We start from the raw sequence: 26,545 nt of genomic DNA on the forward strand, positions 1-26,545 counted from the left end.
GGAGCCTTACGTCATCTTAGTTTGGCTATAATTGATTTTTACCGCCGCTGCAGCAGGATCGGGCGGTATAAACCGCCAATATGTATACAGGATCCGGAAGGCGTCTATTGGAGACGCCTTTTATAAACGACAGATCCGGCTTCGTTTGTTCTCATGGCAGCACCAGCTATGGGGCAGGCTTGTGTCGTTTCCATATTACCTAAGCTTTTCGTTCTCAACCGACGATAAGCAGGAAGATGTATCCGGTGATATTTCGACCGTTTTTTATAGATCCAGAGACTAAAGTGCGGGATAGCAAGGGAGGTGGATTTTTCATGACTTCATTAAATTCGTATAACATTCGAGTGGCGACAGCACAGGACGAGCCCTTCCTTTGGGATATGCTGTACGAATCCCTGTATGTGCCTGATGGGGCGGAGCCCTTTAGCAGGGATATCCTCAACGAACCCTTCATGAGGAAATATGTGGAGGGCTGGGGCCGAGAGGGCGATCTGGGATATATCGCGACCAACGGGGAAGGAAAGCCGATTGGCTCGATTACCCTGCGGTATTTTGACGAGGCGAACAAAGGATTCGGCTACGTCAGTGACGAAATTCCGGAGCTTGGCATGGCCCTGCTGCCGGAGAGCAGGGGACAAGGGATTGGAACGGCGCTGATGACGGCGTTGCTTCAAGGAGCGAAATCCAGAGGCATCTCCCGGTTATCCCTAAGTGTAGCGCCGGAGAATACGGCAGCAGTGAAATTATATAGTCGCTTTGGGTTTCAAGAGGTTGGCACATCCATTACAATGGTAGCGGACGTCGTATAAAAATGAGGGCGGGCGGCATCAGCCCTATCAAGGTCCATTCAGGCAGAGGAGGCATTGGGCTTGCTGCGGAACCCTTAAGGCTCGAAAGATCATGGGAGAAGGGAAGCTGTGAAGTGAAGTATCGCGCGGTATTTCTTGATTTTTACGGTACGCTGGTTCATGAAGATGACGATATCATTCCCTTGATCTGCGAACAGATTCGGGAGAGCGCTTCGATCGAATGCACGCTTCGGGAAATCGGACGATACTGGTGGAGCGAGTTTTCGCGCATCTTCCGCAGCAGCCATGGGGAAGGCTTTAAATCCCAGCGGACGATTGGCATAGAGTCGCTTGCCGAGACGATCAGGCACTTCGGATCAAGCGCGAGGGCAGAGGAAATCATCGAGCTTCAATTCGAGCATTGGATTAGGCCGAGGCTGTACCCGGATACGAAGCCTTTCCTGGAGTCGCTCCAGCGAACCGGAACGCCCGTGTTTATCTTGTCGAATATCGACAGGTCGGACATTGAGTCTGCCGTCACCTATCACGGCATTCAAGTACAAGGAATCCTTACGAGCGAGGATGTACGATCGTACAAGCCGAGGCCGGAGTTATTCCGGGAGGCATTCATGCAGTACCGGTTAAAAGCAGACGAAGTGATCCATATCGGCGATTCTTTAACGAGCGACATCCGGGGTGCGCAGAGCCTGGACATTGGGGCGATGTGGCTCAACCGGCTGGGCAAACCGCAGGCGGAAGGGATCGAGCCCGATTACATTTGCACAACCTTGGATGAGGCTCAGCAGGTGCTGCATGGCCATCATAAGGAAGAGGCAAGGACGTGAGGCAACGAAAATGCCATATATGGACTGTGTTCGCTAAAATCCAGCGGCTTCTGAACTAGAAAGCTTTAACAATCTATAACAAGTTAGAACAAGCTTGAACAAGCGTCCCGGGCTAACCGAAGACGCTTGTTTTTTCGGCTAAAGGAGTCCGGCTCGGATAGGAAGCAGGTTTGGAGAATTCGGTTACGATAACCCCAAACCTTTTACCCCGAAACTGCGTTATAGCTACGTACTGATCACAAGGTTAAAGAAGGTGCGGGCATGAATCGAACGAAAACGATGCAGTTTGCCGGCAAAGGTGCGGCGTGGAAGGCGGACTATACCGTTACGCATAAGGATAAGGTTAATGCGAAGCAGACCGTATTTCAGGACGAGCTTGGCGGGAAATTAAAGCTTCAGTATGTCGGGAAGGCGCCGCTAGGCAGCGGTAGAATTACCTACCGGCTGGAGGATCGAAAAGGACGCTTCTCGGAAGGCGAGATCATTGCGGGGACGGACTATGCCGGCATGAAAGAAACCCTCTCCACCTTGGACTATAGTTCTTTGCTCGATATGATGGATCCTGATAAGGAACTGATCCTCACCATAGACTGGGGGAGTGGACGCGAACAGTTCCTGCTGACCCTTCCACCCTCAATCGGCTTCGGCAGGGTTCCCCGTAAACGGTGAGGTCTATACCTGTCCAAGAACCGTCCATCTCCAAGAAGGAGAAGGGACGGAGCTGGTGGATTTTAACCCTTTTTTAAACGAAGGCGCTCCCCCGATTTAACCTGGACCTTGTAAACTATAAATAGAAACATCATGAAGGGAGTGAACGGGGCGTGCTGGAGGCGTATTTGTTCCCGATATCGTATGCATTTTTGACTTTTCCCATAGCAGCCTTGCTGTGTGCGGTCCCGTTTCTGATCGTGCAATACCGCAAGTATGGCTATTTCAATAAATTTCGCGGGTTTCTTCTGTATCTGTTCCTGCTCTATCTGCTCAATGCGGTGTACCTCGTGCTGCTCCCGCTGCCGGCATCTCGACATAATGCACCGATGGACGTGTCCTCGGTGATCCAGTGGATTCCGCTCAATTTTATTCACGATATTGTGAAGGAAACCCAGGTGGTTCTGTCGGAGCCGGGGACGTATATCCACTTGATCAAGGAACGGGCTTTTCTGCAGGTGGTGTTCAACATCCTGCTGGTCGTGCCGTTCGGCATGTTCCTCCGTTATTATGCCCGGGTGAATTGGCTTACGTGCCTGGTCGCTTCATTCGGTCTGTCGCTGTTCTTTGAGGTAACCCAGGTTACCGGAATCTACGGCTTCTATGACCACCCTTATCGGCTGTTTGATGTAGATGACCTGCTGACCAACACGCTCGGCGGGATGGTCGGCTTCGTGCTGGCCGATTGGATGAAGAACCATCTGCCGCGGATGGATCGGTTGGATGAGAAGGTGGACCTGTCCAAGAAGCGGGTCAGCTATACAAGAAGAGCAATCGCTTTTGGCATCGATGCGATGATTACGTTGCCGGTCATCGGGATTATGTCCGTGGTGCTGAACGTGAAGGCCGCGTATTTCATCGTTGTCATTCTGTACTATATCGTAATTCCGTATATGCTGGAGGGGCAGACGGTAGGCAAATGGATCGTACGGATTCGCATCCAAGGGCAGGGCGAACATCTGAAGCTGAAGGAGATCATTATCCGGAATGGGCTGCTGTACGTCGTGTGGGGCGGCATTCATGCCCTGCTGATAACGCTGAGCTTCCCGGGCTCTGGCTTTCTGTATGCCTTGTATGTCATGGGAATGCTGCTGATCGACGGGGTTGTCATGGTCCATCTGCTGCGGTGTCTCTTCAACCATGAACGGACGCTGCTGCATGAGGCGAAGAGCGGAACCAGACAGGTGATCGCGGAGAAAAGACAGCCTGCGGCGGGGCGAAGCGAAGGGAATACTGTCTGATCGTTACTTCTTTCAAGAAGAGGCTCGATAAAGCCAAGGATATTATCGATATTGGCCATTGTGCCTGCACTCGATTCATACCATGGCATGCGGCAGGAGCCGGGGATGGAGATTCAGGTCGGCTGAAGAAGCAAACAAATCCAATGAAATCGTCCATGAAGGACAGATCAAGAAGTACGGCCGGTGTATAAGCGTAAGCCCAAGACACCGGCTTTTATATTTATGTCGGCCAACCGGTAGGTTCAGCAGGGGCAGCCGGATGCTATATCAATAGCGGTCGAAAGTATGGAAATCAATTATTCAACCTATATAAACGTCAGCTTCGGGCATATCGGGCTCAATCAAGGGCCCTTCAACAACGATGACGGTCATGCCTAGCTCGGAGCCGGATTCATGCCACTCCCCTTTTTTCCACAGCACGGCCTGTCCAGCAATCACCTTCGTTCTCGGTCCATGATTGGCGGTAACCCAGCCTTCTCCTTCAACAACGATAAACAATTGGTCCGACGATGCCGGATGCTCTCCGACCACGCCCCCGGCGCCGATGTGCATGCAGCCGATGTGGTGAATGGGGATGGCTGCTTGACTCATGAGTATTTTCGACATAATCAGATGCTGGCTGCCGTATACGGAAATCGGGCGTCCGGCGTCCATGTCAAAGCGGAATATCTTCAAAGCCTCATCTCCTCTTGGAAAATTCATCAAAAACGATCTATTGTATGATAACATAAGGTGAATAGCACCACGGTGAATTCTCGCATACAAGGGAGAGATCCGTACTCGCGAACCACACATGTCAAAGCGGATTTGATGGAAGCCTTGAAGAACAACATACAGGAGTGACGTTTCATGGATAAATGGGAGTATAAAACTTTGAAATTTAAGACACGGGGATTTCTCGGGGGCAAGGTTGATGAGGAGGAATTCGAGGATTTGCTGAACAGCTACGGGATCGACGGTTGGGAATTGGTGTCGTGCTTCGATACAAGCATGTATCAGGGCCAGTCCAATGATATTATTGCCGTTCTGAAGCGGAAAGCATATCTTGAGTAGTGACCAAAGGAAAGAGGGAGTGGATCCAGTGATCATTCGGGAGACGGAAGATGCGTTTGTGATGACAACTCAGGACGACCATGGCCGGTTCTCCGGGGACGTTGCCCGGGGCTTCCGGAAAGAGCTGTTCCTGGATGAAACGGTAGTGGAAGAAGTGCTGCTCGCAATCGCCGAGCATGATCGGGCCTGGCTGCCAATGGATGATACGCCCATCTGGATGATGCGGTCGGGGTACCCTTTACTTTTGTTGATTATCCGACATTGCCGAAATTGCTGATGTATGCCAAGGGGGTTGACGAAACGGAAGCGATGAGCCCCTATGCAGGGTACTTATGCAGCCTTCATTATGCGTCGTTTATGAAAAATGCGACCGAAGCGCCCTTCGTGGAGTTTTATCATGCGGAGCTGGAGCGCCAGGAGAGGCTGAAGAGTCAGCATCCTTTTCCGGATGAGGAGACAATCCAACGGCAGTTTGCGCTGCTTCAGCTGTGCGATGATCTCTCGCTTTATGTATGCATGAACGCTCCCGGCGCGACCAAGGAAGAGGAGCATCCGTGGTTCAGGGATGGCTTTGATATGTCCGTGGATGGACAGCGGGTTGCGGCTGAATGGCTGGGCGGCGAAGAGATCAGGCTGAGCCCGTTTCTGTTCGAGCGGGAGTGGCCGGTTGTGCCTTAAGAATAAGCATGTGCGGAAAGCGCAGATTAAACAAGAAGGCATCGCGAAGGCATTTGAGCATGCTCCATGGACCGAGCAGAAGGTTCTCTTCGTTCCGTAGCCGGAAGTGTGCAGGCTATACGTATTTTTGAAGATATCAGACAATAATTACTTCGGAGGATCTGCTGCCCGATACCGTAAGAAAAACTAACCGTTTAACGCGGTCTGTATTCTGTGAGTACGTCGAGAGACATTTTTCTTTTGGAATATGGTATGATCCGGTTTGAAGCCATGGAAAAATCCTGTCAGATTGTAGAGGTTGAAGGATGAAGAAAAAAGAGTTTTTGATCGTAGCCATGTTGAATTTTTTAGCGGCGATAGCCTTTTTGGTCGTGGTGATTATCACCGACCGCAGCTCATGGAAGTGGGGATTCGGCCTCGTGTCGCTGCTGTTCGCGCTAGGCGGGATAGGCAATATCGTCCTCCATTTTAAAAATAAATCGTAGGTGCAGCACTCGTGCGAGTTATAAACAGCATACTACTGGGGGCTCCATGCCCCCGAATTGAACTTGGCGTCAATGGTGCCCCTTTCCAATCATTGATATGAATGTGATAGTATTCACTAAATCTAAAATAGGGGTCTAGCCAAGCCTTCCACTCGTAGGATAGGAGAGGACGTGCAGGCATCAAAGGCGCTGACCGCTGCCGCTGCCTTCGAAGGGACAGAACCCAGGACAACCGGTGGAGAATTGGCGGGGAGACGGGTAGGACGAAAGTTCCACGCAAGAGGTCTTTTGGCGAAGAGCAACGTTCAGACTCAGGAACCAACGCGGCCCGGCAGAATTCCTTCAAATCCATCCCTTTTCCTCCGCAGTCGTAATCGCCTCGATTCGATTCTTCGCCCCCAGCTTGCTCAAGATTTCAGACATGTAGTTGCGGACCGTGCCGTAGGATAGATGCAGCTTGGCGGCAATCTCGCTCGAACTGCTTCCGCCGGCAGCCAGACGGAGCACCTCCCGTTCACGTTCCGTAAGCGGGTTCGCATCTCGCATCGTCCCGAAGACAAGCTCGGGCGAAACCTCCCGGCGGCCGTCCATGACGCGGCGGATCGCTTCCGCCAGCCGCTCGCTCGGCTCATCCTTCAGCAAGTATCCTTGAACGCCTGCTTGGACCGCCCTCTCGAAATAGCCCGGCCTTGCGAAGGTGGTCAGGATGATGACCCGGCATTCATAGCCAAGACGCTTGATCTCCTCAGCCACCTCCAGGCCGCTGCGAACCGGCATCTCGATATCCAGCAGGCAAATATCGGGACGGTGGGCTGCAATCAGAGACAGAGCCTCATCTCCATTGCCTGCTTGCCCAATCACATCGATATCCTCCTCAAAATCTAGCAAAGAAGCCAGTGCGCCCCGAAGCATGCGCTGATCCTCGGCGATCACCACTCGGATGCTCATGTGTATCCTCCTCCTTCCGGTTCTCGTTCTTGATGACGATCGGTACGCGAATGGTAATGATCGTTCCTTGGTTAGAGCGGGCTTCGATCGTCCCTCCGATCAACGACAGCCGTTCAGCCATTCCTTTCAGGCCGTTGCTCCCCTCAGCGGGAAGCGGACTGTCGTTCGGGAGACCAACCCCATTATCGGCGACGATCATCCGCCACTCATTCTCCAGCGTTTCCATCCGAATCCGGCATTGGCTGGCCTTGCTATGCTTCACCACATTCGTTACGGACTCGCGCAGGCAGAGGCTGAGAATATTATGAGCCAGATCCGGAATTCCTTCCAGCCGCTCATTTCCTTCACAAACCAGCTCAATCCCGGCGCTGTCCAGAATCATGCGGGCATCCCGGATTTCTTCGGGGAGCGTGGCTGTCCGCATTTCAGCGACAAGCTCGCGCACCTGGCGCAAGGCCGCACGGGACGTATTCTGGATTTCGCGCGCTTCCGCCTGGGCCTTCATCGGGTCCTTCGTCACCAGCTTCTCCACGAGCTGGCTCTTTAGCGTGATGAGCGACAGCGTATGGCCAAGCGTGTCATGAAGGTCGCGGGCGATGCGCATCCGTTCTTCGCCTTTAATCAAATTGCGGATTTGCTCATTGGCTTTCGCAAGCTCCTGTTCCAGCTTCTGCCGCCTGCTCAGAGAACGGAAGCCGAGCGGCGACAGCAGCATGATCAAGAAGAATGGAATGAGCACCAAGAGATCGGCGGTTTCGAGCGTTGGTGCATAGAGCGCCAGCGGGATCGCTTCGACAAGGAAGAAGATCAGCATAGCCGTTTTGAATCGGCGGTCATCAATGTACCAGCCGATGAAGTTGGCGGAGAAGAAGCCCATATACATAAAGGTAGGGTGATACCAGGTGGACAAGATGAAGATGACGGCAAGCTGGACTAACAGCCAATACATAAACGATCGCTTCTCTACTTCAAAATACAGCTGACGGTACGTAAAAAGAAATACCGCTAGCAGGAAGAAGCCGATGCCCATTTTCCACGAATCGAATTTGAACATGTTGTAGATCGGCAATATTACATACACCAGCCACAGATAGGGGAAGAATCCCATGTGGCGCGGAAACACCTCGAATCTTTGTCCTCTCATATATCCATCACACTCATCCCCTTAATCGGCTTGTTGTTTTTTCCGAATATAGGTGGATAGTATCATAAATACGAGCAAATATCCCGTCAAAATCAGGATGTGATCCCAGCCTGGTGCCTCGCCGCGCGTAATGGCCCATGCCCCGCCGCCGAAATGGTAGGAAGGCATCCACTTGCCGATCGCTTGCATGAAGCCTGGCATGGCCTCGATCGGGAACCACATGCCGCCGGTCACGGCCAGCGCCAGATAAATGCCGTTGCTGACGCCGCTGGCCGTATCGACGCGCCTCATGGCTCCAATCAGCGTACCGAGCGCGAGGAAAGGAATGGAGGCGATAAGGATCCACAATCCGCTGAACAGCCACTGCCAGAAGGAGAGCGAGACGCCGTTGATGAGATAGCCGGCAGTGAAAATAACAACGATGCAGAGCAGGTGCATGATCGCCTGCACGAACATTTTGCCGAAGAAATAGACGCTGCCCGGAAGCGGCGTTACCCGCATATAGATCGACCACCCCTGCACCCGCTCCTGAACGAGCCGGATGCCAAGCGACATAATGGCCGTGCCCATGACGCTGAAGGAGGTCATCGACATGAGGTAATGCGCCTGCCACTGGCCAGCCTCGGCTGCGCCGGTATCCACGATGCGGGTGAAGATGAAATAGAACAAGATCGGCATGGCCAAAGACCAGAATATATAGTACGGATTGCGAATCATCCGCAGCAGCTCCATCCGGCATTGAATCGTAATCAACTTCAGGTTTTTCATGTTAACCCGCCTCCCCTTGACTCATCGTTAACTGATCGAATGCTTCATCCAGACTGCCCTGATCGATCCGGATATCGCGAACGGTGAGTCCGGCACGGAACAGTGCCGCCAGCGCTGTGTCCGTATCACTCGTGACGGCGATGAGCCGCCCGTCCTGCTCGTAGACATCCGTTACGCCCGGCACCTCATGAAGCAGCCGTATCACCTGCTGGCCGTCCGCATCCGCGATGAAGGAAACCGTTCGCCGGGTAAGCTTGGATTTGATGGCTTCAGGCGTACCGTCGGCCGCCACTTGGCCTTGGTGAAAGAGCACGATGCGTTCGGCTATATCGTCAGCCTCCTGCAAGTAATGCGTGGTGAACAAAATGGTCTTGCCTTGGGCCTTGAGACCTCGGACCGTCTGCCAGAACAGCCGGCGGGCGGACGTGTCGAGACCCACCGTCGGCTCGTCGAAGAACAGCAGCTCGGGGTTGCCGGCGATAGCCAGCGCGAAGCTGAGCTTGCGTTTCTGGCCGCCGGACATTTTCACCGCCCATTTGCCGAGTTCCTCGGGAGTGAGCCCGCTGAGCGCTGCGATTTCCTCGAGCGTCATCGGATTCGGATAATAGCTGCGGATCAGGTTGATGATCTCCCGCGTTCGCAGGCCGTCCATGACGCTCACCTCTTGGAGCATCGCCCCGATCTTTTCCCGAACCTTGAGATCTTTCGGGCTCTGGCCGAAGAGAAGGACCTCGCCTTCGCTTGTGTCCTTGAGCCCCAGCATCATGGAGATCGCGGTCGATTTGCCCGCCCCGTTAGGCCCGAGAATGGCCGTAATGGATCCACGCTCAATCGTAAAGGATACTCGGTTCACGGCTTTCTTGCTTCCGAACGTTTTGGTCACCTGCTTCAGCTCGACGATTGGTTCGCCGCTTAGCTGTTGAATCATAGGTTACGCACCCCCGTTTTCGTTATCGTGATCTTATGATTCCATGATATCGGGAGCGGGAAAGGCACGTTAGTAAAGGATGTCACCGGTTTGAAATGACTTTTGTCATGTTGCAGGGAGACAGCTGGACGATTGGTTTAGTGATGGAATTCATGCCAAACATTTTCCCATATAACTTTTACCATTCTTAGAGCGTCTACTATATATCAATCGGCTGACATTCTTACCAAGAACGGACAATAGAAATGCAATAAGGCCAATGGGGAGAATAGATGGAAGGGGGAAGTTCTCATCAAAAAAAGCACGATATTTTTAGTAGCTGTATCTATTCTTGCTGCATCATCTTTATACTTTGCAACGAGTGCAGGGAATCCGGATAAAGATCGTCCAATAACAGGAACAGTTAATATGGATGCCAAATATATCGCATTCGATACGATCGAGGAACTCGATCAAGCCGCGGACGTGATCGTTATCGGTTCCCCGATTAAGGATTTTGAGGATCGGGAACATATGGCGCAATATTTTGAAGATGGAATGATCCAGGATTTCTATACAATGACCGAGCTGAGGATCGAGAAGGTTATCAAACAACCGGACGGGATAGACATCGGCGAGATGATGGAGTTCATTGAACCGTTATGCATTATAGAAGAGTCCGGGAACCAAAAGACGAAAATCATTATGGATGATTACCGCGAATTGAAGAAGGGCAGCAGGTACATTCTTTTTCTAAAAGACAATACGTTCGGCCAGTACAGCATCATCAACATGAACAACGGTAAATTTAACCTGGATAATACCGATGATTCCGATATGCCTATGGAGCAGCAGGACCTTGCGTTTAAAACTTCCCTGAAAAACCAAGTTTTGCGGAAATACGACCTGTATTGATTGCGAGTAAGAATACCGGAGTTAGATTCGGTGTTCTTTTTTCGCTATCCAACATTTCTGCAGCCTTTAGCCCACATGCCCAGTACCGGATGATTTGAGGGTTGGCGCGATCAATTCGTTAGTGACGCTGGCAATAGGTATAAAAAATGAAACGGTGCCTGTTTTTGTTAAGGGGGTCATGAGCACCTTGGACATCCCGACTTTCTGCGGCCTATAAGGGATTTCTATCCCCTTGTCTTCTCTTGACCGCAGGGGTGCCTTCAATTATAGTGGGTACAGTAGGAGCAATCTATAAATTATAGAAGGAAAAAGGTGGCTTGTAACATGTCTGAGAAGATCTACGTCGGTGTCGACCTGGGCGGAACGGCAATCAAAGTCGGAATTTGCGACGAGGAAGGGCATCTTCTGCATAAGTTTGAGGGGCCTACGGAAACAGCAAAGGGCGTTGACACGGTAATTGACAACATTGAAAAATATGTGCGTCACATTGTGGAGGAATCGCCATACACCTGGGATCAGCTGGCCGGAGTGGGAGCCGGATTCGCAGGCTTCACGAACATTCGTGAAGGCATCATTATTCTGGCACCGAATGTAGGATTCAAGGATGTACCGATTCGCGCCATTTTGGAGGAGCGTCTTGGCAAGCCGATCAAAATAGACAACGATGCGAATGTAGCGGCGCTTGGAGAAGCATGGAGCGGCGCGGGCCGCGGAGTTGATAACTGTGTATGCTATACCCTGGGAACCGGCGTAGGCGGCGGCATCATCATTAACGGCAAAATTTATCAAGGCTTCGGGGGAATGGCCGGCGAGCTCGGACATATTTCGGTTGTCCCTGATCTGGAAGCCATCCAATGCGGCTGCGGGAAAATGGGCTGCCTGGAGACCGTATCCTCCGCTACCGGCATCATTCGCATGGCGAAGGACGCCGTGGAGCGCGGAGACCGCACCTCCCTGTCGCTCGTGCAGAACATCGCGGCCAAGGAAGTGTTCGACGCGGCGAAGGCGGGCGACGAAGTGGCGATCCGCATCGTAAATCGCGCAGCGTATTACCTGGGCAAATCGATGGCTGCCGTATCGGCCGTCCTGAACCCGGAAGCTTATATTATCGGCGGCGGCGTGTCCAAAGCCGGCGACATTCTGTTCGATGAGGTGAAGGCGGTATTCGCGAAGCTGACACCGGAGCCGCTGCAGCGCGGCGTGCGTATTGTGCCGGCCGAGCTTGGCAATGATGCCGGCGTCGTCGGCGCTGCCGGACTTCACCTGCGCTCGTAGTTAATTCATCATTCGATTTTAACTTATAAGGGAGGGAAAGCTGATGCTGGAAGCAGCCGAACGAGGCAGCAACACATCATCGATGGCCACCCTGATCATCATTACCGGGATGTCGGGAGCAGGTAAAACATTGGCCGTGCAAAGTCTGGAGGATCTTGGGTTCTTCTGCGTGGATAACCTGCCCCCGGTGCTCATCCCGAAATTCGCGGAACTGATCGATCAGTCCAAGGGCAAGATCGGCAAGGTTGCGCTGGTCATCGACCTGCGCGGACGTGAATTCTTCACGGCCTTGTCGGAATCGCTAAATTATATTAAGGATCACTTCACGATTCACTGTGAAATTCTGTTCCTCGATGCGACCGATTCCGTACTCGTTCAGCGTTATAAGGAGACCCGTCGCCGCCATCCGCTCGCTCCGGAAGGCATGCCGCTTGACGGGATCCGACTGGAACGGAAAATGCTCGAAGAGCTGAAAAACTCGGCAACACAAGTGATCGATACGAGCAATATGAAGCCGCTCAAATTAAAGGAGAAAATCATCTCGCGTTTCACGCATCTTGAAAGCAGCATTCTGTCGGTCAACATTACGTCGTTCGGGTTTAAATACGGCATTCCGATTGACGCAGACCTGGTTTTTGACGTCCGGTTCCTGCCGAACCCTCATTACGTCGAGCAGCTCCGCCCGAACACGGGCCAGGACAGCGACGTGTACGACTACGTAATGAAATGGCCGGAAACCCAGGCTTTTCTGACAAAACTGCTGGATATGCTGCATTTCTTGATCCCCCAGTATCGCAAGGAAGGCAAGAGCCAGGTCATCATCGGCATCGGCTGCACCGGCGGCAAGCATCGTTCGGTAGCGATTGCGGAGTACCTCGGCAAGATGCTGGGCGTAAGCGAGACGGAGTCCGTATCGGTGAGCCACCGGGATTCCGAGCGGGATCGGCATTAATTAAGGGAAGTGATAGATGTGGCTGTGCAAGCTAGAAAGCGCCCCCGCATTGTCGTAATGGGCGGAGGCACCGGGCTGTCCGTTATGCTTCGGGGCCTTAAGGAAAAACCGCTCGATATAACGGCCATTGTCACGGTCGCAGATGACGGAGGAAGCTCCGGCATATTGCGAAGCGAGCTGCAGATGCCTCCCCCCGGAGACATTCGCAATGTGCTTACGGCGCTAGCCGACGTGGAGCCGCTGCTATCGGATATACTGAAATACCGTTTCAAGTCAGGGTCGGGACTGGCCGGCCACAGCCTCGGCAATCTGATCCTGGCTGCCATGACGGATTTGCACGGAGATTTTGTCACGGCAGTCAAGGAGATGAGCCGGGTTTTTGTTGTTCGCGGACAGGTGCTCCCCGCAGCCGGTGAAGCCGTCATCCTGCACGCGGAGATGGAGGATGGCACCATTGTCACCGGTGAATCCAAAATCCCGGAGGCCGGAGGCCGCATCAAGCGGATATTCCTGGAGCCGGAGCATGTCGAGCCGCTGCCGGAGGCGCTGGAAGCGATTCAGCAGGCGGATGCGATATTGATCGGTCCAGGGAGCTTATATACAAGTATTTTGCCAAATCTGCTCGTTCCGAAGCTGTCTGAGGCGATCGTCGCCTCGGAGGCGATTAAAATTTTCGTCTGCAATGTTATGACGCAGCCCGGCGAGACAGATAATTATACGGTGAGCGATCATCTCCAGGCGGTGTATGACCATATTGGTCTTCACCTGTTCGATTATGTTATTGTTAATGATGGAGAGATTCCGCCTCAGGTTCAGGATAAGTATGCCCAGAAGGGTGCCAAGCCCGTCTATTTGGACCGTGATGAGGTGACCAGCCGTGGATATAAGCTCATTGCGGATAAGCTTGTGCTATTTCGAACATACTTGCGGCATGATGCCGACAAGCTGAGCAACCATATTTTCCAGCTGGTGCAAGACTGGATTTCACGAAAGGGGTGAGTACCTTGTCCTTTGCGGCACAAACGAAGAAGGAACTAACGATGGTCGAAAGCCAAAACTGCTGCGAGAAAGCCGAGCTGTCCGCGTTGATCCGGATGAACGGTTCTGTTCAGCTGTCCAACAAAAAGGTGATTTTGGATATTTCGACGGAAAATGCCGCGATTGCAAGGCGTATTTATTCCTTAATTAAGAAGCATTTCCAGGCGCATACCGAGCTTTTGGTGCGTAAAAAAATGCGTTTGAAGAAGAATAACGTATATATCGTCCGGATTCCGGCCCAGGTTCAGGAAATTTTGAAGGAGCTTCGCATCGTGTCCGAGGGATTTCTGTTTCAGTCCCGGATCGATGAGAAGATCATCCGGAAAAATTGCTGTAAACGGGCGTATCTCCGCGGTGCCTTCATGGCGGGCGGATCGGTGAACAATCCGGAGGGTTCTTCGTATCATCTCGAGATTGCTTCGATGTATGAGGAGCACTGTCAGTCCCTCGTTGAGCTTGCTAACCAGTTTCGCCTGAATGCGCGCTGCATCGAACGCAAGAAGGGCTTTATCTTCTACATTAAGGAAGGCGAGAAGATCATTGAGTTCCTCAATCTGATCGGCGCTCATCAAGCGCTGTTTAAATTCGAGGATGTCCGCATTATGCGCGACATGCGCAACTCGGTGAATCGGATCGTGAACTGCGAGACCGCCAATCTCAACAAAACGATCGGTGCCGCTGTTCGTCAAATCGAGAACATCAAGCTGCTTCAGAAGGAAGTAGGACTTGAGAATTTGCCGGACAAACTGCGGGAGGTCGCCGAAATCCGGCTGGCTCATCCCGATATGAACCTCAAAGAGGTCGGGGAACTCCTCAAGGGGACCGTCAGCAAGTCGGGCGTCAACCACCGTCTGCGCAAGATCGATGAAATGGCCGAAAAGATCCGCAATACCTGACATTTTTTCTTCTAGTGTCCTGTATGCTAAAATGGTATAATATTATAAAATGTCAAGACGCTTTCAATACCGCAGATTTATAAGATAGGGGGTAATTTTCATGACAAAGCACCCGGTAGTCGTTCGGTTGAAGACGGGGCTCCATGCTAGACCGGCCGCGCTGTTCGTTCAGGAAGCGAATAAATACTCATCTGAAATTTTTGTTGAGAAAGATGATAAAAAAGTAAATGCCAAAAGTATCATGGGAATTATGAGCCTTGCAATCAGCTCGGGTACGGAAGTGCATATTAGCGCTGAAGGAGCCGATGCCGAGCAAGCGGTTACTTCTCTGGTTAATCTTGTGAGCAAAGAGGAACTCGAGAACCAATAAGCCATCCATGTTTAAGAAAAGTCTTGTGTTTGCAAGGCTTTTTTTAATATATGGGCGGGCGACGTTCCCCGTACTCAAGTATGCATCGCGCGGAGCATGTTAGATCTACATATGACTTTACAGAAAAGGGGAAGCGATTCCGCCTTTTTTTGTTTCTGCGCCGGAAAGCTGTTGTTTAACTTCAGTTTAACTTGTTGTTTTATTCTGACCTTACACCATAAATAATCGGACGGGGAAGGGAAGAGAAACAATGAGTGTACTGAAAAATACGGCAGACGATCTTCAGGCGTCACAAGACGAGAATCGAAAGGCAGGCTCGCAGGCGTTCTTCCGCCTGTTGAAAGAGACCAAGCCGCCGATGGCCCTGCTCGTGGGCGCCATTCTGCTCAATGTCGTCTCGACGCTGGTCGGGCTGGTCATTCCGATGTTTACGAAAAACCTGGTGGATGGCTTTTCCTTAACGGATATGAACCGGAGCCATATCATAGGGCTTGGCATCGCATTTATCGTGCAGACGATCGCCGCAGGCTTCTCGATCTATTTGCTGAGCTATACGGGACAGAAGATGGTGGCCGCCCTGCGGGACCGGCTGTGGAAGAAGCTGCTGGTGCTGCCGGTAAGCTATTACGATCATAACCGGTCAGGGGAAACGGTCAGCCGAATGACGAATGATACAAGCGTCATTAAGGGCCTGATCTCCGATCATGCAGCCGGCTTCGCCAGCGGGATCGTGTCGATCGTCGGATCCATCGGGGTGCTGTTGTATCTGAACTGGAAAATGACGCTGACCATGTTCGTTGTGATACCGATTGCTGCGCTAATCCTCGTTCCACTGGGACGCAAAATGTATAAAATATCGCTGGGCATGCAGGATGAGACCGCATCGTTTACGGCGAATATCAGCCAGGTGCTGTCCGAGATCCGCCTGGTCAAGGCCTCCAATGCGGAGAATCGGGAGTACGCTAACGGCAGCAGAGGTATAAGGAATCTGTTGAGATTCGGCATTAAGGAAGGCATCGTATCCGCCTGGATCGCGCCGCTGATGTCCTTTGTGCTGATGATGCTGCTCGTCGTCGTCATCGGCTACGGCGGATTGCAGGTGTCGACCGGGGCGCTGACGGCAGGCGAGCTCGTGGCGTTCATTCTATACCTGATTCAGATCGTCATGCCGATGACGCAGCTGACAACGTTCTTCACCCAGCTTCAGAAGGCAAAGGGGGCTACCGAGCGGATCTTGGAGGCGCTCGATGCCGAGGAAGAGGCGTTCGAGGACGGGATGGATGTACTTGATGCGAACCAGCCGGTATCGATTGAGCATCTGACTTTCGGCTACAAGCCGGGTGAGCCGGTGCTGAAGAATGTTAGCTTCCGGATGGAGCCGGGGACGGTTACGGCCGTTGTCGGGCCGAGCGGAGGCGGGAAAACGACGCTGTTCTCCATGCTGGAACGTTTCTACCTGCCGCAGGAGGGACAGATTAAGCTTGGCCAGGATCCGATTCATACATTTGCTCTACGGTCCTGGCGCGGATTGATCGGTTATGTCTCGCAGGAAAGCCCGATGATTGTCGGTACGATCCGCGAGAATCTGTGTTATGGGACGGAGCGGGACATCAGCGACGCGGAAATCCGGAGAGCGGCTGAAATGGCTTATGCGGACGGATTTATCGATGAGCTGCCTAACGGCTTCGATACCGATGTAGGTGAGCGAGGGATCAAGCTTTCGGGCGGACAACGGCAGCGGATTGCGATTGCGAGGGCACTGCTCCGGGATCCGAAAATATTGATGCTGGACGAGGCGACCTCGAGCCTGGACAGCCGCTCCGAGATTGAAGTCCAGAAGGCGCTGAAGAACCTGATGGCCGGAAGGACGACGATTATTATCGCTCACCGGCTGTCGACGGTGGTGGGCGCGGACCAGATCATTTTCATCGAGAAGGGGGCCGTTACCGGAAGGGGCACCCATGAGGAATTGGTACGGGAGCATGCGATGTACAGGGAATTTGCAGCTCAGCAGTTACAGATGAACGAAAGTCCGGAGGCCTAGGAAGCAGGCCGGGGCAGGGGATAATGCTTCGGAAAGAAAGGGATGGATATGGCAAACATATTGGTCGTCGATGATGATCCGAATATTCGGGAGCTGGTGAAGGTGTTTCTGGAGGAGGCCGGCATGGACGTCCTGGAAGCTCCGGATGGACTGGCGGCGCTGAGCGTGATGGAACAGAGCCCCGTTGATCTGGTCGTGATGGATATAATGATGCCGAATATGGACGGCTGGGAGCTGTGCCGGGAGATTCGCCGGCATGACGGCGTTCCGGTGCTGATGCTGACTGCCAAAGGGGAAACCAGGCAGATTGTGAAGGGCTTCGAGCTCGGTACCGATGATTATCTGGTGAAGCCCTTTGAGCCGGCCGAGCTGGTGGTTCGGGTGAAGGCGCTGCTGAAGCGGTATCAGGTGGCCGCCTCGCAGACGGTCACCGCCGGCAAGCTGCAGATGAACCGCCGCACCTATGAAGCGAAGACGGATGAGGAGACATTCACGCTGCCGTTGAAGGAATTCGAGCTGCTGTTCAAGCTGGCCAGTTATCCGGGCAGCACGCTGCCCCGGGACCGGCTGATCGAGGATATTTGGGGCTACGATTTCGAGGGGAATGAACGGACGCTCGACGTCCATGTGAACCGGCTGCGGGAGCGGTTCCCCGAGGCGAAATACCGGTTTCGCATACGCACCGTGCGCGGGCTCGGCTACCGGCTGGAGGGGTGTGAGGACTAGTGTGCAAAACCGGCAAATGGGCATGGAGAATCCTGAGGGAGATCCTGCAGATCATTGTCCTCTTCGCCGTGCTGGCCGTCTCCTGGACGGCCGCGACTTATCTGACCAAGGTCGTGTACACGAAGACGGGTGCGCCGTCATCGGCTTATGTCGCGCAGATCATCGACTTGTTTCTTGGCGTCGTGATATTCTTCTTATGCATTATGCTGATCGGACTGATGTTCAAACACAAGCAGATGGCCGTTTTGAATGCAATGATTGATGCGATGCGCCGCATCTCTCAAGGTGATTTCAACGTCAAGATGGAGGAGCATAAGCTGCCCGGTGAATTTAAAATGATTGCGACCGGCATTAACGACATGGCCGAAGGGCTTGGGCGGATGGAGACGATGCGCCAGGATTTCATCTCGAACGTATCGCATGAAATCCAGTCGCCGCTGACGTCCATTCGCGGCTTTGCAAGGGCGCTTCGCAATCCCCGGCTGACGGAGGAGCGAAGGAATCATTACCTGGAGATCATTGAGGGAGAGAGCAGACGCTTGTCCCAGCTTAGCGATAATCTGCTGAAGCTGTCCTCGCTCGAAGGGGACCGGACCGCGTTCGATATGCAGCCCTACCGGTTAGATGGGCAGCTTCGCGCCGTGGTGCTTGCAAGTGAGCCGCAATGGCTGGCGAAGCGGATACAAGTGGATCTCGAGCTGGCGCAGGTGGAAGTCCGGGCGTCGGAGGATTTAATGAGTCAAGTGTGGATGAATCTGCTGCACAACAGCATCAAATTCACCCCGGAGGGCGGCGTGATTACGATTGAGCTGAAGGCAGACCGGGAAGAGGCCGTTGCTACGATTGCCGATACGGGAATCGGGATGTCGGAAGCGGATCAGCTGCGCATCTTCGAACGCTTCTACAAGGCGGATAAATCGCGAAATCGTGAGGCCGGGGGGAGCGGACTCGGGCTGTCGATCGTGAAGCGGATCGTCGACATCCATCAAGGGACTGTGACCGTGCTGTCCAGGCCCGGAGAAGGCTCCGTCTTTACCGTGAGGGTGCCGCTTGCGCCTCCTCCCGAATGAGGGGCGGACGCAACAAGGCTCACCTGCCATCGCGAGATGTCCGGTGAGCCTTGTCTTTGTTTGTTGCGTTGGTAAGTGGGAACCTTACGCCAAGACGCTGCGGCTGTCACTTGGGTTACAGCCGTTCAGCGTCATAGCACTTTCTCCAGGAAGCTGATCGTCCGCTCGTTCTTCGGATTGCCGAATACCTCTGCGGGCGGTCCTTCCTCCACGATATAGCCGCCGTCCATAAAGATGACCCGGTCGGATACCTCGCGGGCAAAGCCCATTTCATGCGTGACGATCATCATCGTCATCCCTTCGCGCGCCAGATCCTTCATGACGCCGAGCACCTCGCCGACCATCTCCGGATCAAGCGCCGACGTTGGCTCATCGAACAGCATGATGTCAGGGTTCATGGCGAGCGCCCGTGCAATCGCGACCCGCTGCTTCTGTCCGCCCGAGAGCTGGCTAGGAAAGGCCTCCGCCTTATCGGACAGCCCTACCCGTTCCAGCAGCCGCAGGGCCGTGGCCCGCGCTTCCTCCTTCGATTGCTTGCCGAGCTCGACCGGAGCAAACATAATATTCTTCAGCACGTTGAAATGAGGGAACAGGTTGAAGTGCTGGAACACCATGCCGATATTTTCCCGTACCTTGTTGATGTCGGTCTTCGGATCGTTGATGTCCCGCTCGTCCACGATGACTCTGCCGGCCGTGATATCCTCCAGTCGGTTAATGCACCGGAGGAAGGTGCTCTTCCCCGAGCCCGACGGGCCGATCACGCAGACGACCTCGCCTTCCTGTACCTGCATGTCGATGCCCTTCAGCACCTCGTTCGAGCCGTAGCTCTTCTTCAGTCCTTCTACACGGATTTTACCCAACTCGAACCCTCCTTTCCAGACGGTTCGCAATCTTCGTCAGAATGGTGATAACAATCAGATACATGATCGCTATGGTCAGCCAGATATCAAACGATGCGAACGTTCTTGCAATGACGATTTTACCCGATTGGGTCAATTCGACCAAACCGATGACCGACAGAATGGACGTATCCTTCAGCGTAATGACGAGCTGGTTGATTAATGTCGGAATCATGATTTTGACAGCCTGCGGGATGATGATCTTCATCATGGCTTTGCGATACGGCAAGCCAAGGGAGCGTGCTGCCTCCAGCTGGCCGGGATCGATGGACTGGATGCCGCCGCGGATAATCTCCGTCACGTAAGCCCCGGCATTGAGGCTCAAAGTCAGAATGGCAGCCACCAGCGGCGACATCGTGAATCCGAGAGCCTGCGGAATACCGAAATAGATGAAGAAGGCAAGCACCAGCAGCGGAATGCCACGGAAGATGTCGACAAAGACGGTCGCAATGCCCCGAAGCCATTTGTTGCGGCCCACCTTCATGAAGCCGAAGATCAGGCCGATGAAGAAGGCAAAAAACAGCGACACGAATGTGAGCAGAAGCGTTTTGCCGAGGCCTGCGAGCAGTATCGGCATCGACTCGGCAATCAATCCGAGACGGCTTTGGTTAGCCGGTCCGGCCGCGTTCTCGCCAACGTATGTTTCGAGAATGCGGTTATACTCGCCGTTTGCTTTCAGATTAGCCAGCCCGGCGTTGAATTTCTCCATAAGCTCCTGATTCTGCCCCTTCTGAACGGCAAATCCGTAGGATGCCCCGGGTTCTTTCTCGGTAACGAGCTTCAGCCCGTTATTTTGCTTGACGCCGTAAGCCAGCACCGGATAATCGTCAAAGCAGGCCACGGAATTGCCGGTTTTGACATCATCGTACATCTGGGCCGAATCGTCGAACGGCACGATCGTGAAGCCGTATTTCGATGCGATGGATTCGGCGAAGCTGTAGCCCTCCGTGCCGGTTTTGACCGCCACCTTCTTGCCTCGCAAATCCTCGTAGCTTTGAATACCCTCTTGGTCCTTACGGACGGCCATCACGACACCGGAATCGAAATAAGGATCCGAGAAATCGAATTTCTGTTTCCGTTCCTCCGTGATGCTCATGCCGGCGATCACGCCGTCCACCTGGCCGGATTCCAATGCCTGAACGGCTGCGTTGAAACCGAGCGGCCTGATCTCGTATTTGAAGTTCTGATCCTTGGCGATTGCTTTCATTAAATCCATGTCGATGCCGACGAATTCGCCGCTCGGATCCTGGAATTCAAACGGAGCGAACGTGACGTCCGTACCGATCAGATAGGTTTTGCCCGATCCCGGCTGATCCGCCTGGCTTTGCGCCAACACCGGTACGCCCGTCGTTGCAGCGAGCAGCAGGACCAAGGCAAGTACTACACCCCGTATTAATCTCATAATGACCTCCTCATGTTAAAAACAACATATTAAGTTAGTTACCCACTTACCATCTTACATTAACATCCTGCTGCCTATTTCGTCCTCTATTTCTATTTTATTTGTCATAGCGGCCTGCAACCACTGGCATTTCCTGGATGGCGAAATAGAGGGGGCGATGAAGGAAAAAAAGTTGTGAAACCGCTTAAACGTGATGCAACATTTACCAATCGGTTTGCGTTAGAGAGGTAAGGCAAGCATCAGAAGCGGGCCAATATTAAAGGAGGTTGACCACACATGAAAAGATGGGTCAAACAGGTAGGTTCCATTATGATTGCAGGCGCTCTGCTGACAGGCGGCACGGCTTGGGCCGGATTCGGCGGCGCCACGGAAGCCTATGCGGCCGAGGCGGTGCAGCAAAATGTCGTGACGGTGCTCGGCAAGGGCGAGATATCCGTGAAGCCGGATATCGTATATTTGTCCATTGGGGCAGAGTCGTATGCGGAGACGGCTAAATCGGCGCAGAAGGCCAACGCGCAAAAAATGGATAAGGTTATCAAGGTGCTGAAAGAGACCTGGAAGATCGACGACAAAGATATTAAAACCGAACAGTTCTATGTGCAGCCAAATTACTCTTATACGGAAAAAGAAGGCCGCAAGGTGCAAAACTACTCGGCTTATCATTCCCTTGAAGTAACGCTGCGCGATCTGAACAAGGTGGGCGAAGTGCTGGATGCAGCGGCTGAAGCCGGGGCCAATTCGATCGGCAATGCCCGCTTCTCCGTGGAGAATCCTGATACATTCGAGGCTCAAGTGATCGATAAGGCAATGGCGAATGCCGATCTCAAGGCCCAGGCGATCGCCAAGGCTTCCAAACGTCAGCTTGGGGTTGTCGTAAACGTAACCGAAGGCTCCGTGAACAACAACGTTGTGTACGGCATGTATGACAAGATGTCGATGGAAACGGCTTCGATGGCCGACGGCGGCGCTGCGACATCCGTGAAGCCGGGCGAGATCAAAATCACGACCCAGCTGTACGTGCAGTATGAGCTGAAATAATCTCCTTTATGAGGAACCGGCAAGAGAAGAGACCGTCACCGCTTAGCAATGCGGGGGGCGGTTTTTTCTATTTGGCAACCCTAAGCCTTGGACGGTTCGATCCACCATGGGATCCAGAATCCGGCGAAATATCCGGGGCTTCCCCTGTCGAATTACTAAGAAAAGTGTTGTGTACAAAGGGAAAACAAGGTATAGTGAATATGCGAAAAACGTAAAGCCGCCAGTACGCGGCGTGAACATCGAACGAAATATGAAGCAAACGGTAAAGCCATACCCATGGATATGGCTTTTTTTTCTTAAAGAGACTTTAAAGCATCGTCCCTCAAGAAACGGATCCCCCTTCGGCACAGGCTGGAACACGGGCGGAATTACCGTTTCTTCTTAATGGAAATGGAATTGTAGGTTCGGTCAAATCAAGAGGCCCTGTGCCGATAGGCCGCATTTTGAACAAGGAGTTGGTGCATGTGATTGAACTTGTCCAGATCGAGAAGCATTTCCAAGGACAAGCGGTCGTGCATCCGCTGTCGCTCTCTATTAAAGAAGGGGAATTCCTGACTTTGCTGGGCCCCAGCGGCTGCGGCAAAACGACGATTCTCCGGATGATAGCAGGATTTGAACAGCCGACAGGGGGCCAGGTATGGCTGGCGGGTCAGAACGTGACAGAGATGCCTGCGAATAAGCGGGATCTCAATCTCGTATTCCAGCATTACGCCCTGTTCCCGCATATGACGGTGGAGGATAATATCGCCTTCGGGTTGAAAATGAAAAAGCTGCCGCGCCAGCTCATCAAGGAACGCGTGGAGGAGGCGGCTGCGATGACGCAGCTCACCGCTCTGCGGGAACGGTTCCCGCACCAGCTCTCCGGCGGACAGCAGCAGCGCGTGGCGATCGCCCGCGCGATTGCGAACAAGCCTAAAGTGCTGCTGCTCGATGAGCCGCTCGGCGCGCTGGATCTGCAGCTGCGCAAAAGCCTGCAGTCGGAGCTGAAGCATCTGCAGCGGACGCTCGGCATTACCTTCGTCTATGTAACGCATGACCAGGAAGAAGCGATGATGCTCTCGGATCGGATCGTCATCATGAACCAAGGGAAGGTCGAGCAGATCGGGACGCCGCGCGACGTGTATGCGAAGCCGCAAACGCTCTTCGCTGCCACATTCATTGGGGAGAACAATGTTTTCTCTTCGCCGGAGGGCCTGTTCTCTGTCCGTCCCGAGAAGCTGGTTCCGCAGCGCGGCGTGGCCGGCAGGAAGACAGGCGTCATCGAAGACGTCCAGTTCCTTGGCAGCGTGCATAAGCTGCTTGTCCAGCTGGACGACGAGCCGATGAAGGTGACGATCGCGCTCGATATTACGGAGGAGCATCCTTGGAAGATCGGCGAGAGGGTCGGGGTGAATTGGAACGACAAGGATGAGGTGATGATCGGGCCATGAGGAAATCGAAATTCCTGCTGACCCCGGTGCTGCTTTGGATGTCCCTGTTCCTGATCATCCCGATGCTGATTGTGATCGGCATTTCATTCCTGTCGCGGGATGCCCAAGGCAATTTGGTGTTCGAGCTCAGCATGGAAGGCTACAAGACCTTTTTCGATCCGTTATATCTTGGGATCTATTGGGATACCTTGGTGCTGTCGCTGCTAACAACCATCATCTGTCTGCTGGTCAGTTATCCGCTTGCCTATTATATTGCGGGCGCATCCCCGCGAATCCAGACTTGGGGTCTGATTCTCATTACGATTCCGTTCTGGATTAATTTCTTGATTCGAACCTACGCCTGGGTGCTGCTGCTTCGGACACAGGGCGTTGTCAACAGCCTGCTGATGTGGCTCGGCTGGATCGATGAGCCGATTCAGATGCTGTACACCTACGGCGCCGTGCTGCTCGGCATGGTGTATAACTTCATTCCGTTCATGGTGCTGCCGATCTATGTAGCGCTGGAGCAGATGGACAAGCGCCTCCTGGATGCAGCCAGCGATCTCGGCGCGTCCAAATGGAAGGCATTTCGGCATATTACGCTGCCGCAGAGCAAATCCGGCATCATGACCGGATCGGTGCTGGTCTATGTATCGACCTCGGGGATGTTCGTCGTCACGGACATCCTGGGCGGAGCCAAGTCCTCCATGATCAGCAACATCATCCAGTCGCAGTTCCTTGGAGCCCGCAACTGGCCGTTCGGCGCCGCGTTGTCGGTCATTTTCGTGGCCACGTCCCTGGTGCTCATTCTGCTGTTTAACCGGGCGATGCAGGCCCGCCATCAACGTGTAGGGGAGGGGAGATAAGTGAAGAAGAAGCGCCAGCCTTTGCTTTCGATTCACGCCTTCCTGATGATGGCGTTTATCTATGTGCCGATCCTGATTATCATCATTTATTCCTTCAACGATACGCGGTTGAGCGGGAACTGGGAAGGCTTCACCTTCGACTGGTATATCTCGCTCTTCGACAACCGAAACGTGATGGAAGCCTTGATGAACAGTCTGACCGTGGCGGTGGTGTCCACGATCATCTCGACAATGCTGGGAACGGCGGCGGCCCTCGGGCTCCGAAATTTGGGACGCAGAGGCCGCAGCGGCATGAACGGTCTCCTGTACTTACCGGTTATCATTCCGGATATTATCATGGGCCTGTCGCTGCTCGTGCTGTTCAGTCAATTAAATATTCCGCTCGGCAAGATGACGGTGATGATCGCCCACATCACCTTCAGCATATCCTATGTCTATGTAGTGGTGAGCGCCCGGTTGTCGGGAATGGGCAAGCAATTGGACGAGGCGGCCCAGGATCTGGGCGCTACGCCTTGGCAGGCCTTCCGGCATGTGACGCTGCCGCAGATCGCACCGGGTATTATCTCCGGGGCCTTGATCGCGTTTACGCTGTCGCTTGACGATTTCATGGTCAGCTTCTTCGTCGCCGGACCAAGCTCGACTACGCTGCCAATCTACATCTATGCCCAGGTGAAGCGCGGAATTTCGCCTGAGATTAATGCGTTATGTACGATACTGATTCTGGTGAGCATCACGCTCATCCTGCTGGCTCAATATATTCTTAACCGCGGCAGCGGGGATAAGAAACACAAAACGCTGCCGATTTAAAGCAAATGTTCCATTTCTTTTTGGGAAGGATCCGATATATCCATCATGGATACGAAAGAGAGGAGATAGGGAATTGAAAAGATCAAGATGGACCCGCCTGCTTGCTGCAGGGCTGGTCGCCGTATTGTCCGCAAGCCTTCTGGTTGCGTGCGGATCAAGCAAGGAGACACTTCACATTTACAGCTGGGCTGACAACTTCGATCCTGAGGTACTGGAGGATTTCGAGAAGAAGTTTAACGTAAAGGTCACGTATGACAACTACGCGAACAATGAAGATCTGCTGGCGAAGATTAAGGCCGGCGGCAGCGGCTACGACCTGATTCAGCCGTCCGATTACATGGTCAAGACCATGATTGAAGGAGACCTGCTGGAGCCGCTCGACATGAACAATATCCCGAACTTCGTCAATATTTCGGAGACGTTTAAGAACCCTTCTTTTGACCCGGGGAACAAGTACTCCATCGTCTACACGTCCGGTGTGACGGGGATTGCTTACAACAAGAAGTACGTGAAGGATGAGATCAACAGCTGGGAAGATTTGTGGAATCCGGAATACAAGGGCAAAGTGCTGCTTCTGGACGACAACCGTGAAATGATCGGCATGGCGCTGAAGAAGCAAGGGAAATCCAACAGCACGACGGATGAAGCCGAGATTAACGCTGCGGCCCTGGACCTTAAGACGCTGCTGCCGAACGTCCTTGCCTTCGACACGGATAACATCAAGCAGAAGATGATTCAAGAGGAAGGCTGGATTGCAACGGTATGGTCCGGTGACGCTGCATTCATCGCGGAAGAAAATCCGGATGTGGCGTATGTGGTGCCGGAGGAGGGCGCAACGATCTTCTCGGATAACTATGCAATTCCGAAGGGCGCGAAGAACAAGGAGCTGGCGGAGAAATTTATCAATTTCATGCTGGAGCCTGAAGTCAGCGCGAAGAACTACGAATATATCGGATACAGCAATCCGAATACGAAAGCGATGGAATTCCACAGCGAGGACTATCGCAGCAACACCATGATCAACTTGACCGACGAGGAGCTGGGCCGCACGGAATGGCTCGATAACGTCGGAGAAGCTCTCCAGATCTATGATCGCTTGTGGACCGAGCTGAAGAGCGGACGATAGAGAATTGGTGCTTTAGCACCTTTTTTATAAGCCTTGCCCATAGGGGCAGGGCTTTTTTTATTGCGGCTTTAGCCAGTTGAGCTCGCGAAGCGTGCGAAACAAAAAACCACCCGCTATGCGGGTGGAGAGATCGAGGTTTGACCAACA

Annotated in this window: 27 protein-coding genes and 1 pseudogene; 21 read left to right on the forward strand and 7 right to left on the reverse strand. The window is 53.2% G+C overall.

What is annotated here, in order from left to right:
- Positions 1 to 314 precede the first annotated feature (314 nt).
- The 4 genes from J2Z18_RS28765 to J2Z18_RS28780 all read left to right on the forward strand — a co-directional run bounded on the left by J2Z18_RS28765 (position 315) and on the right by J2Z18_RS28780 (position 3,582).
- Positions 315 to 809, forward strand: a complete 495-nt coding sequence (locus J2Z18_RS28765) for a GNAT family N-acetyltransferase (RefSeq protein WP_210095688.1) — start codon at positions 315 to 317, stop codon at positions 807 to 809.
- Between the two features lie 113 nt (positions 810 to 922).
- Positions 923 to 1,633 (forward strand): HAD family hydrolase, encoded by a 711-nt coding sequence (locus J2Z18_RS28770; protein WP_210095689.1) that lies wholly within the window; start codon positions 923 to 925, stop codon positions 1,631 to 1,633.
- A gap of 261 nt (positions 1,634 to 1,894) precedes the next feature.
- Entirely contained in the window at positions 1,895 to 2,302 is a 408-nt protein-coding gene (locus J2Z18_RS28775) for a hypothetical protein (protein WP_210095690.1), read from the forward strand.
- 152 nt (positions 2,303 to 2,454) lie between these two features.
- Complete coding sequence (locus J2Z18_RS28780; RefSeq protein WP_210095691.1) at positions 2,455 to 3,582, forward strand: VanZ family protein; 1,128 nt, start codon at positions 2,455 to 2,457, stop codon at positions 3,580 to 3,582.
- Positions 3,583 to 3,882: 300 nt separating this feature from the next.
- On the opposite strand, the gene J2Z18_RS28785 is transcribed toward J2Z18_RS28780, so the two are convergent.
- Complete coding sequence (locus tag J2Z18_RS28785; RefSeq protein WP_007132986.1) at positions 3,883 to 4,257, reverse strand: cupin domain-containing protein; 375 nt, start codon at positions 4,255 to 4,257, stop codon at positions 3,883 to 3,885.
- Positions 4,258 to 4,431: 174 nt separating this feature from the next.
- Here J2Z18_RS28785 and J2Z18_RS28790 point away from each other — a divergent pair, with 174 nt between their 5' ends.
- From J2Z18_RS28790 to J2Z18_RS28800, 3 genes and pseudogenes are all read left to right on the forward strand, one after another.
- Positions 4,432 to 4,635: a DUF4177 domain-containing protein gene (locus tag J2Z18_RS28790; RefSeq protein WP_007132987.1), complete on the forward strand. Its 204-nt coding sequence runs from the start codon at positions 4,432 to 4,434 to the stop codon at positions 4,633 to 4,635.
- Positions 4,636 to 4,696: 61 nt separating this feature from the next.
- Positions 4,697 to 5,313: pseudogene (locus tag J2Z18_RS28795) on the forward strand (DUF3891 family protein).
- Between the two features lie 305 nt (positions 5,314 to 5,618).
- A complete protein-coding gene (locus tag J2Z18_RS28800; RefSeq protein WP_007132989.1) occupies positions 5,619 to 5,798 on the forward strand; it encodes a hypothetical protein in 180 nt (59 codons plus the stop codon).
- Positions 5,799 to 6,140: 342 nt separating this feature from the next.
- Here the strand turns inward: J2Z18_RS28800 and J2Z18_RS28805 are convergent, their stop codons facing one another.
- From J2Z18_RS28805 to J2Z18_RS28820, 4 genes are read right to left on the reverse strand one after another with little or no spacing between them, the layout of a single operon-like run.
- Positions 6,141 to 6,746, reverse strand: coding sequence for a response regulator transcription factor (locus J2Z18_RS28805; protein WP_050954105.1), 606 nt, complete (start codon positions 6,744 to 6,746; stop codon positions 6,141 to 6,143).
- Positions 6,673 to 7,890 carry a sensor histidine kinase gene (locus J2Z18_RS28810; RefSeq protein ID WP_007132992.1) on the reverse strand — a complete coding sequence of 406 codons (1,218 nt, stop codon included), beginning with the start codon at positions 7,888 to 7,890 and terminating at the stop codon, positions 6,673 to 6,675. The genes J2Z18_RS28805 and J2Z18_RS28810 overlap by 74 nt, the downstream gene beginning before the upstream one ends.
- 21 nt (positions 7,891 to 7,911) lie before the next feature.
- Complete coding sequence (locus J2Z18_RS28815; RefSeq protein WP_007132993.1) at positions 7,912 to 8,658, reverse strand: ABC transporter permease; 747 nt, start codon at positions 8,656 to 8,658, stop codon at positions 7,912 to 7,914.
- A 1-nt stretch (position 8,659) separates the two neighbouring features.
- Positions 8,660 to 9,586, reverse strand: a complete 927-nt coding sequence (locus J2Z18_RS28820) for an ABC transporter ATP-binding protein (RefSeq protein ID WP_007132994.1) — start codon at positions 9,584 to 9,586, stop codon at positions 8,660 to 8,662.
- 408 nt (positions 9,587 to 9,994) lie between these two features.
- Between J2Z18_RS28820 and J2Z18_RS28825 the strand changes: the two genes are divergently transcribed.
- The 9 genes from J2Z18_RS28825 (at position 9,995) to J2Z18_RS28865 (ending at position 18,851) form a co-directional block, all read left to right on the forward strand.
- Entirely contained in the window at positions 9,995 to 10,480 is a 486-nt protein-coding gene (locus J2Z18_RS28825) for a hypothetical protein (protein ID WP_051425170.1), read from the forward strand.
- Positions 10,481 to 10,804: 324 nt separating this feature from the next.
- Positions 10,805 to 11,755, forward strand: a complete 951-nt coding sequence (locus J2Z18_RS28830; RefSeq protein ID WP_007132996.1) for an ROK family glucokinase — start codon at positions 10,805 to 10,807, stop codon at positions 11,753 to 11,755.
- A 43-nt stretch (positions 11,756 to 11,798) separates the two neighbouring features.
- On the forward strand, positions 11,799 to 12,707 hold the full coding sequence (rapZ, locus tag J2Z18_RS28835) for an RNase adapter RapZ (protein WP_007132997.1): 909 nt from the start codon (positions 11,799 to 11,801) through the stop codon (positions 12,705 to 12,707).
- Between the two features lie 18 nt (positions 12,708 to 12,725).
- Entirely contained in the window at positions 12,726 to 13,706 is a 981-nt protein-coding gene (gene mgfK / locus J2Z18_RS28840) for a gluconeogenesis morphogenetic factor MgfK (RefSeq protein ID WP_007132998.1), read from the forward strand.
- 5 nt (positions 13,707 to 13,711) lie between these two features.
- A complete protein-coding gene (gene whiA / locus J2Z18_RS28845; RefSeq protein ID WP_028406089.1) occupies positions 13,712 to 14,641 on the forward strand; it encodes a DNA-binding protein WhiA in 930 nt (309 codons plus the stop codon).
- Positions 14,642 to 14,741: 100 nt separating this feature from the next.
- Positions 14,742 to 15,011 (forward strand): HPr family phosphocarrier protein, encoded by a 270-nt coding sequence (locus J2Z18_RS28850; RefSeq protein ID WP_007133000.1) that lies wholly within the window; start codon positions 14,742 to 14,744, stop codon positions 15,009 to 15,011.
- A 250-nt stretch (positions 15,012 to 15,261) separates the two neighbouring features.
- Positions 15,262 to 17,055 carry an ABC transporter ATP-binding protein gene (locus J2Z18_RS28855; protein ID WP_210095692.1) on the forward strand — a complete coding sequence of 598 codons (1,794 nt, stop codon included), beginning with the start codon at positions 15,262 to 15,264 and terminating at the stop codon, positions 17,053 to 17,055.
- Between the two features lie 48 nt (positions 17,056 to 17,103).
- On the forward strand, positions 17,104 to 17,781 hold the full coding sequence (locus tag J2Z18_RS28860) for a response regulator transcription factor (protein ID WP_210095693.1): 678 nt from the start codon (positions 17,104 to 17,106) through the stop codon (positions 17,779 to 17,781).
- Positions 17,781 to 18,851, forward strand: a complete 1,071-nt coding sequence (locus J2Z18_RS28865) for a sensor histidine kinase (RefSeq protein ID WP_210095694.1) — start codon at positions 17,781 to 17,783, stop codon at positions 18,849 to 18,851. Before J2Z18_RS28860 ends, J2Z18_RS28865 begins: the two co-directional genes overlap by 1 nt.
- A 131-nt stretch (positions 18,852 to 18,982) precedes the next feature.
- Here J2Z18_RS28865 and J2Z18_RS28870 read toward each other — a convergent pair whose 3' ends face one another.
- Positions 18,983 to 19,711, reverse strand: a complete 729-nt coding sequence (locus tag J2Z18_RS28870) for an amino acid ABC transporter ATP-binding protein (RefSeq protein ID WP_007133004.1) — start codon at positions 19,709 to 19,711, stop codon at positions 18,983 to 18,985.
- On the reverse strand, positions 19,704 to 21,152 hold the full coding sequence (locus J2Z18_RS28875) for an amino acid ABC transporter substrate-binding protein/permease (RefSeq protein ID WP_028406085.1): 1,449 nt from the start codon (positions 21,150 to 21,152) through the stop codon (positions 19,704 to 19,706). Before J2Z18_RS28875 ends, J2Z18_RS28870 begins: the two co-directional genes overlap by 8 nt.
- A 276-nt stretch (positions 21,153 to 21,428) precedes the next feature.
- On the opposite strand from J2Z18_RS28875, the gene J2Z18_RS28880 reads away from it, so the two are divergent.
- From J2Z18_RS28880 to J2Z18_RS28900, 5 genes are all read left to right on the forward strand, one after another.
- Positions 21,429 to 22,190 (forward strand): SIMPL domain-containing protein, encoded by a 762-nt coding sequence (locus J2Z18_RS28880; RefSeq protein ID WP_028406084.1) that lies wholly within the window; start codon positions 21,429 to 21,431, stop codon positions 22,188 to 22,190.
- Positions 22,191 to 22,648: 458 nt separating this feature from the next.
- The gene (locus J2Z18_RS28885) at positions 22,649 to 23,620 is read left to right on the forward strand and encodes an ABC transporter ATP-binding protein (RefSeq protein ID WP_028406083.1); all 972 of its coding nucleotides are present in this window, start codon (positions 22,649 to 22,651) and stop codon (positions 23,618 to 23,620) included.
- The gene (locus J2Z18_RS28890; protein ID WP_007133008.1) at positions 23,617 to 24,465 is read left to right on the forward strand and encodes an ABC transporter permease; all 849 of its coding nucleotides are present in this window, start codon (positions 23,617 to 23,619) and stop codon (positions 24,463 to 24,465) included. The genes J2Z18_RS28885 and J2Z18_RS28890 overlap by 4 nt, the downstream gene beginning before the upstream one ends.
- Positions 24,466 to 25,272, forward strand: coding sequence for an ABC transporter permease (locus J2Z18_RS28895; RefSeq protein WP_007133009.1), 807 nt, complete (start codon positions 24,466 to 24,468; stop codon positions 25,270 to 25,272).
- 73 nt (positions 25,273 to 25,345) lie between these two features.
- The gene (locus J2Z18_RS28900; RefSeq protein WP_144870176.1) at positions 25,346 to 26,398 is read left to right on the forward strand and encodes an ABC transporter substrate-binding protein; all 1,053 of its coding nucleotides are present in this window, start codon (positions 25,346 to 25,348) and stop codon (positions 26,396 to 26,398) included.
- The last annotated feature ends 147 nt before the right edge of the window (positions 26,399 to 26,545 follow it).

The organism is Paenibacillus lactis, from assembly GCF_017873605.1.
Lineage (GTDB): Bacteria > Bacillota > Bacilli > Paenibacillales > Paenibacillaceae > Paenibacillus_AQ > Paenibacillus_AQ lactis.

Excerpts from the sequence above, each read along its gene's own strand:
- J2Z18_RS28765 (WP_210095688.1), top strand. The coding sequence starts at position 315 with ATGACTTCATTAAATTCGTATAACATTCGAGTGGCGACAGCACAGGAC.
- J2Z18_RS28775 (WP_210095690.1), top strand. The coding sequence starts at position 1,895 with ATGAATCGAACGAAAACGATGCAGTTTGCCGGCAAAGGTGCGGCGTGG.
- J2Z18_RS28790 (WP_007132987.1), top strand. The coding sequence starts at position 4,432 with ATGGATAAATGGGAGTATAAAACTTTGAAATTTAAGACACGGGGATTT.
- J2Z18_RS28800 (WP_007132989.1), top strand. The coding sequence starts at position 5,619 with ATGAAGAAAAAAGAGTTTTTGATCGTAGCCATGTTGAATTTTTTAGCG.
- J2Z18_RS28805 (WP_050954105.1), bottom strand. The coding sequence starts at position 6,746 with ATGAGCATCCGAGTGGTGATCGCCGAGGATCAGCGCATGCTTCGGGGC.
- J2Z18_RS28810 (WP_007132992.1), bottom strand. The coding sequence starts at position 7,890 with ATGAGAGGACAAAGATTCGAGGTGTTTCCGCGCCACATGGGATTCTTC.
- J2Z18_RS28815 (WP_007132993.1), bottom strand. The coding sequence starts at position 8,658 with ATGAAAAACCTGAAGTTGATTACGATTCAATGCCGGATGGAGCTGCTG.
- J2Z18_RS28820 (WP_007132994.1), bottom strand. The coding sequence starts at position 9,586 with ATGATTCAACAGCTAAGCGGCGAACCAATCGTCGAGCTGAAGCAGGTG.
- J2Z18_RS28825 (WP_051425170.1), top strand. The coding sequence starts at position 9,995 with ATGGATGCCAAATATATCGCATTCGATACGATCGAGGAACTCGATCAA.
- J2Z18_RS28830 (WP_007132996.1), top strand. The coding sequence starts at position 10,805 with ATGTCTGAGAAGATCTACGTCGGTGTCGACCTGGGCGGAACGGCAATC.
- rapZ (WP_007132997.1), top strand. The coding sequence starts at position 11,799 with ATGCTGGAAGCAGCCGAACGAGGCAGCAACACATCATCGATGGCCACC.
- J2Z18_RS28850 (WP_007133000.1), top strand. The coding sequence starts at position 14,742 with ATGACAAAGCACCCGGTAGTCGTTCGGTTGAAGACGGGGCTCCATGCT.
- J2Z18_RS28855 (WP_210095692.1), top strand. The coding sequence starts at position 15,262 with ATGAGTGTACTGAAAAATACGGCAGACGATCTTCAGGCGTCACAAGAC.
- J2Z18_RS28860 (WP_210095693.1), top strand. The coding sequence starts at position 17,104 with ATGGCAAACATATTGGTCGTCGATGATGATCCGAATATTCGGGAGCTG.
- J2Z18_RS28875 (WP_028406085.1), bottom strand. The coding sequence starts at position 21,152 with ATGAGATTAATACGGGGTGTAGTACTTGCCTTGGTCCTGCTGCTCGCT.
- J2Z18_RS28880 (WP_028406084.1), top strand. The coding sequence starts at position 21,429 with ATGAAAAGATGGGTCAAACAGGTAGGTTCCATTATGATTGCAGGCGCT.
- J2Z18_RS28890 (WP_007133008.1), top strand. The coding sequence starts at position 23,617 with ATGAGGAAATCGAAATTCCTGCTGACCCCGGTGCTGCTTTGGATGTCC.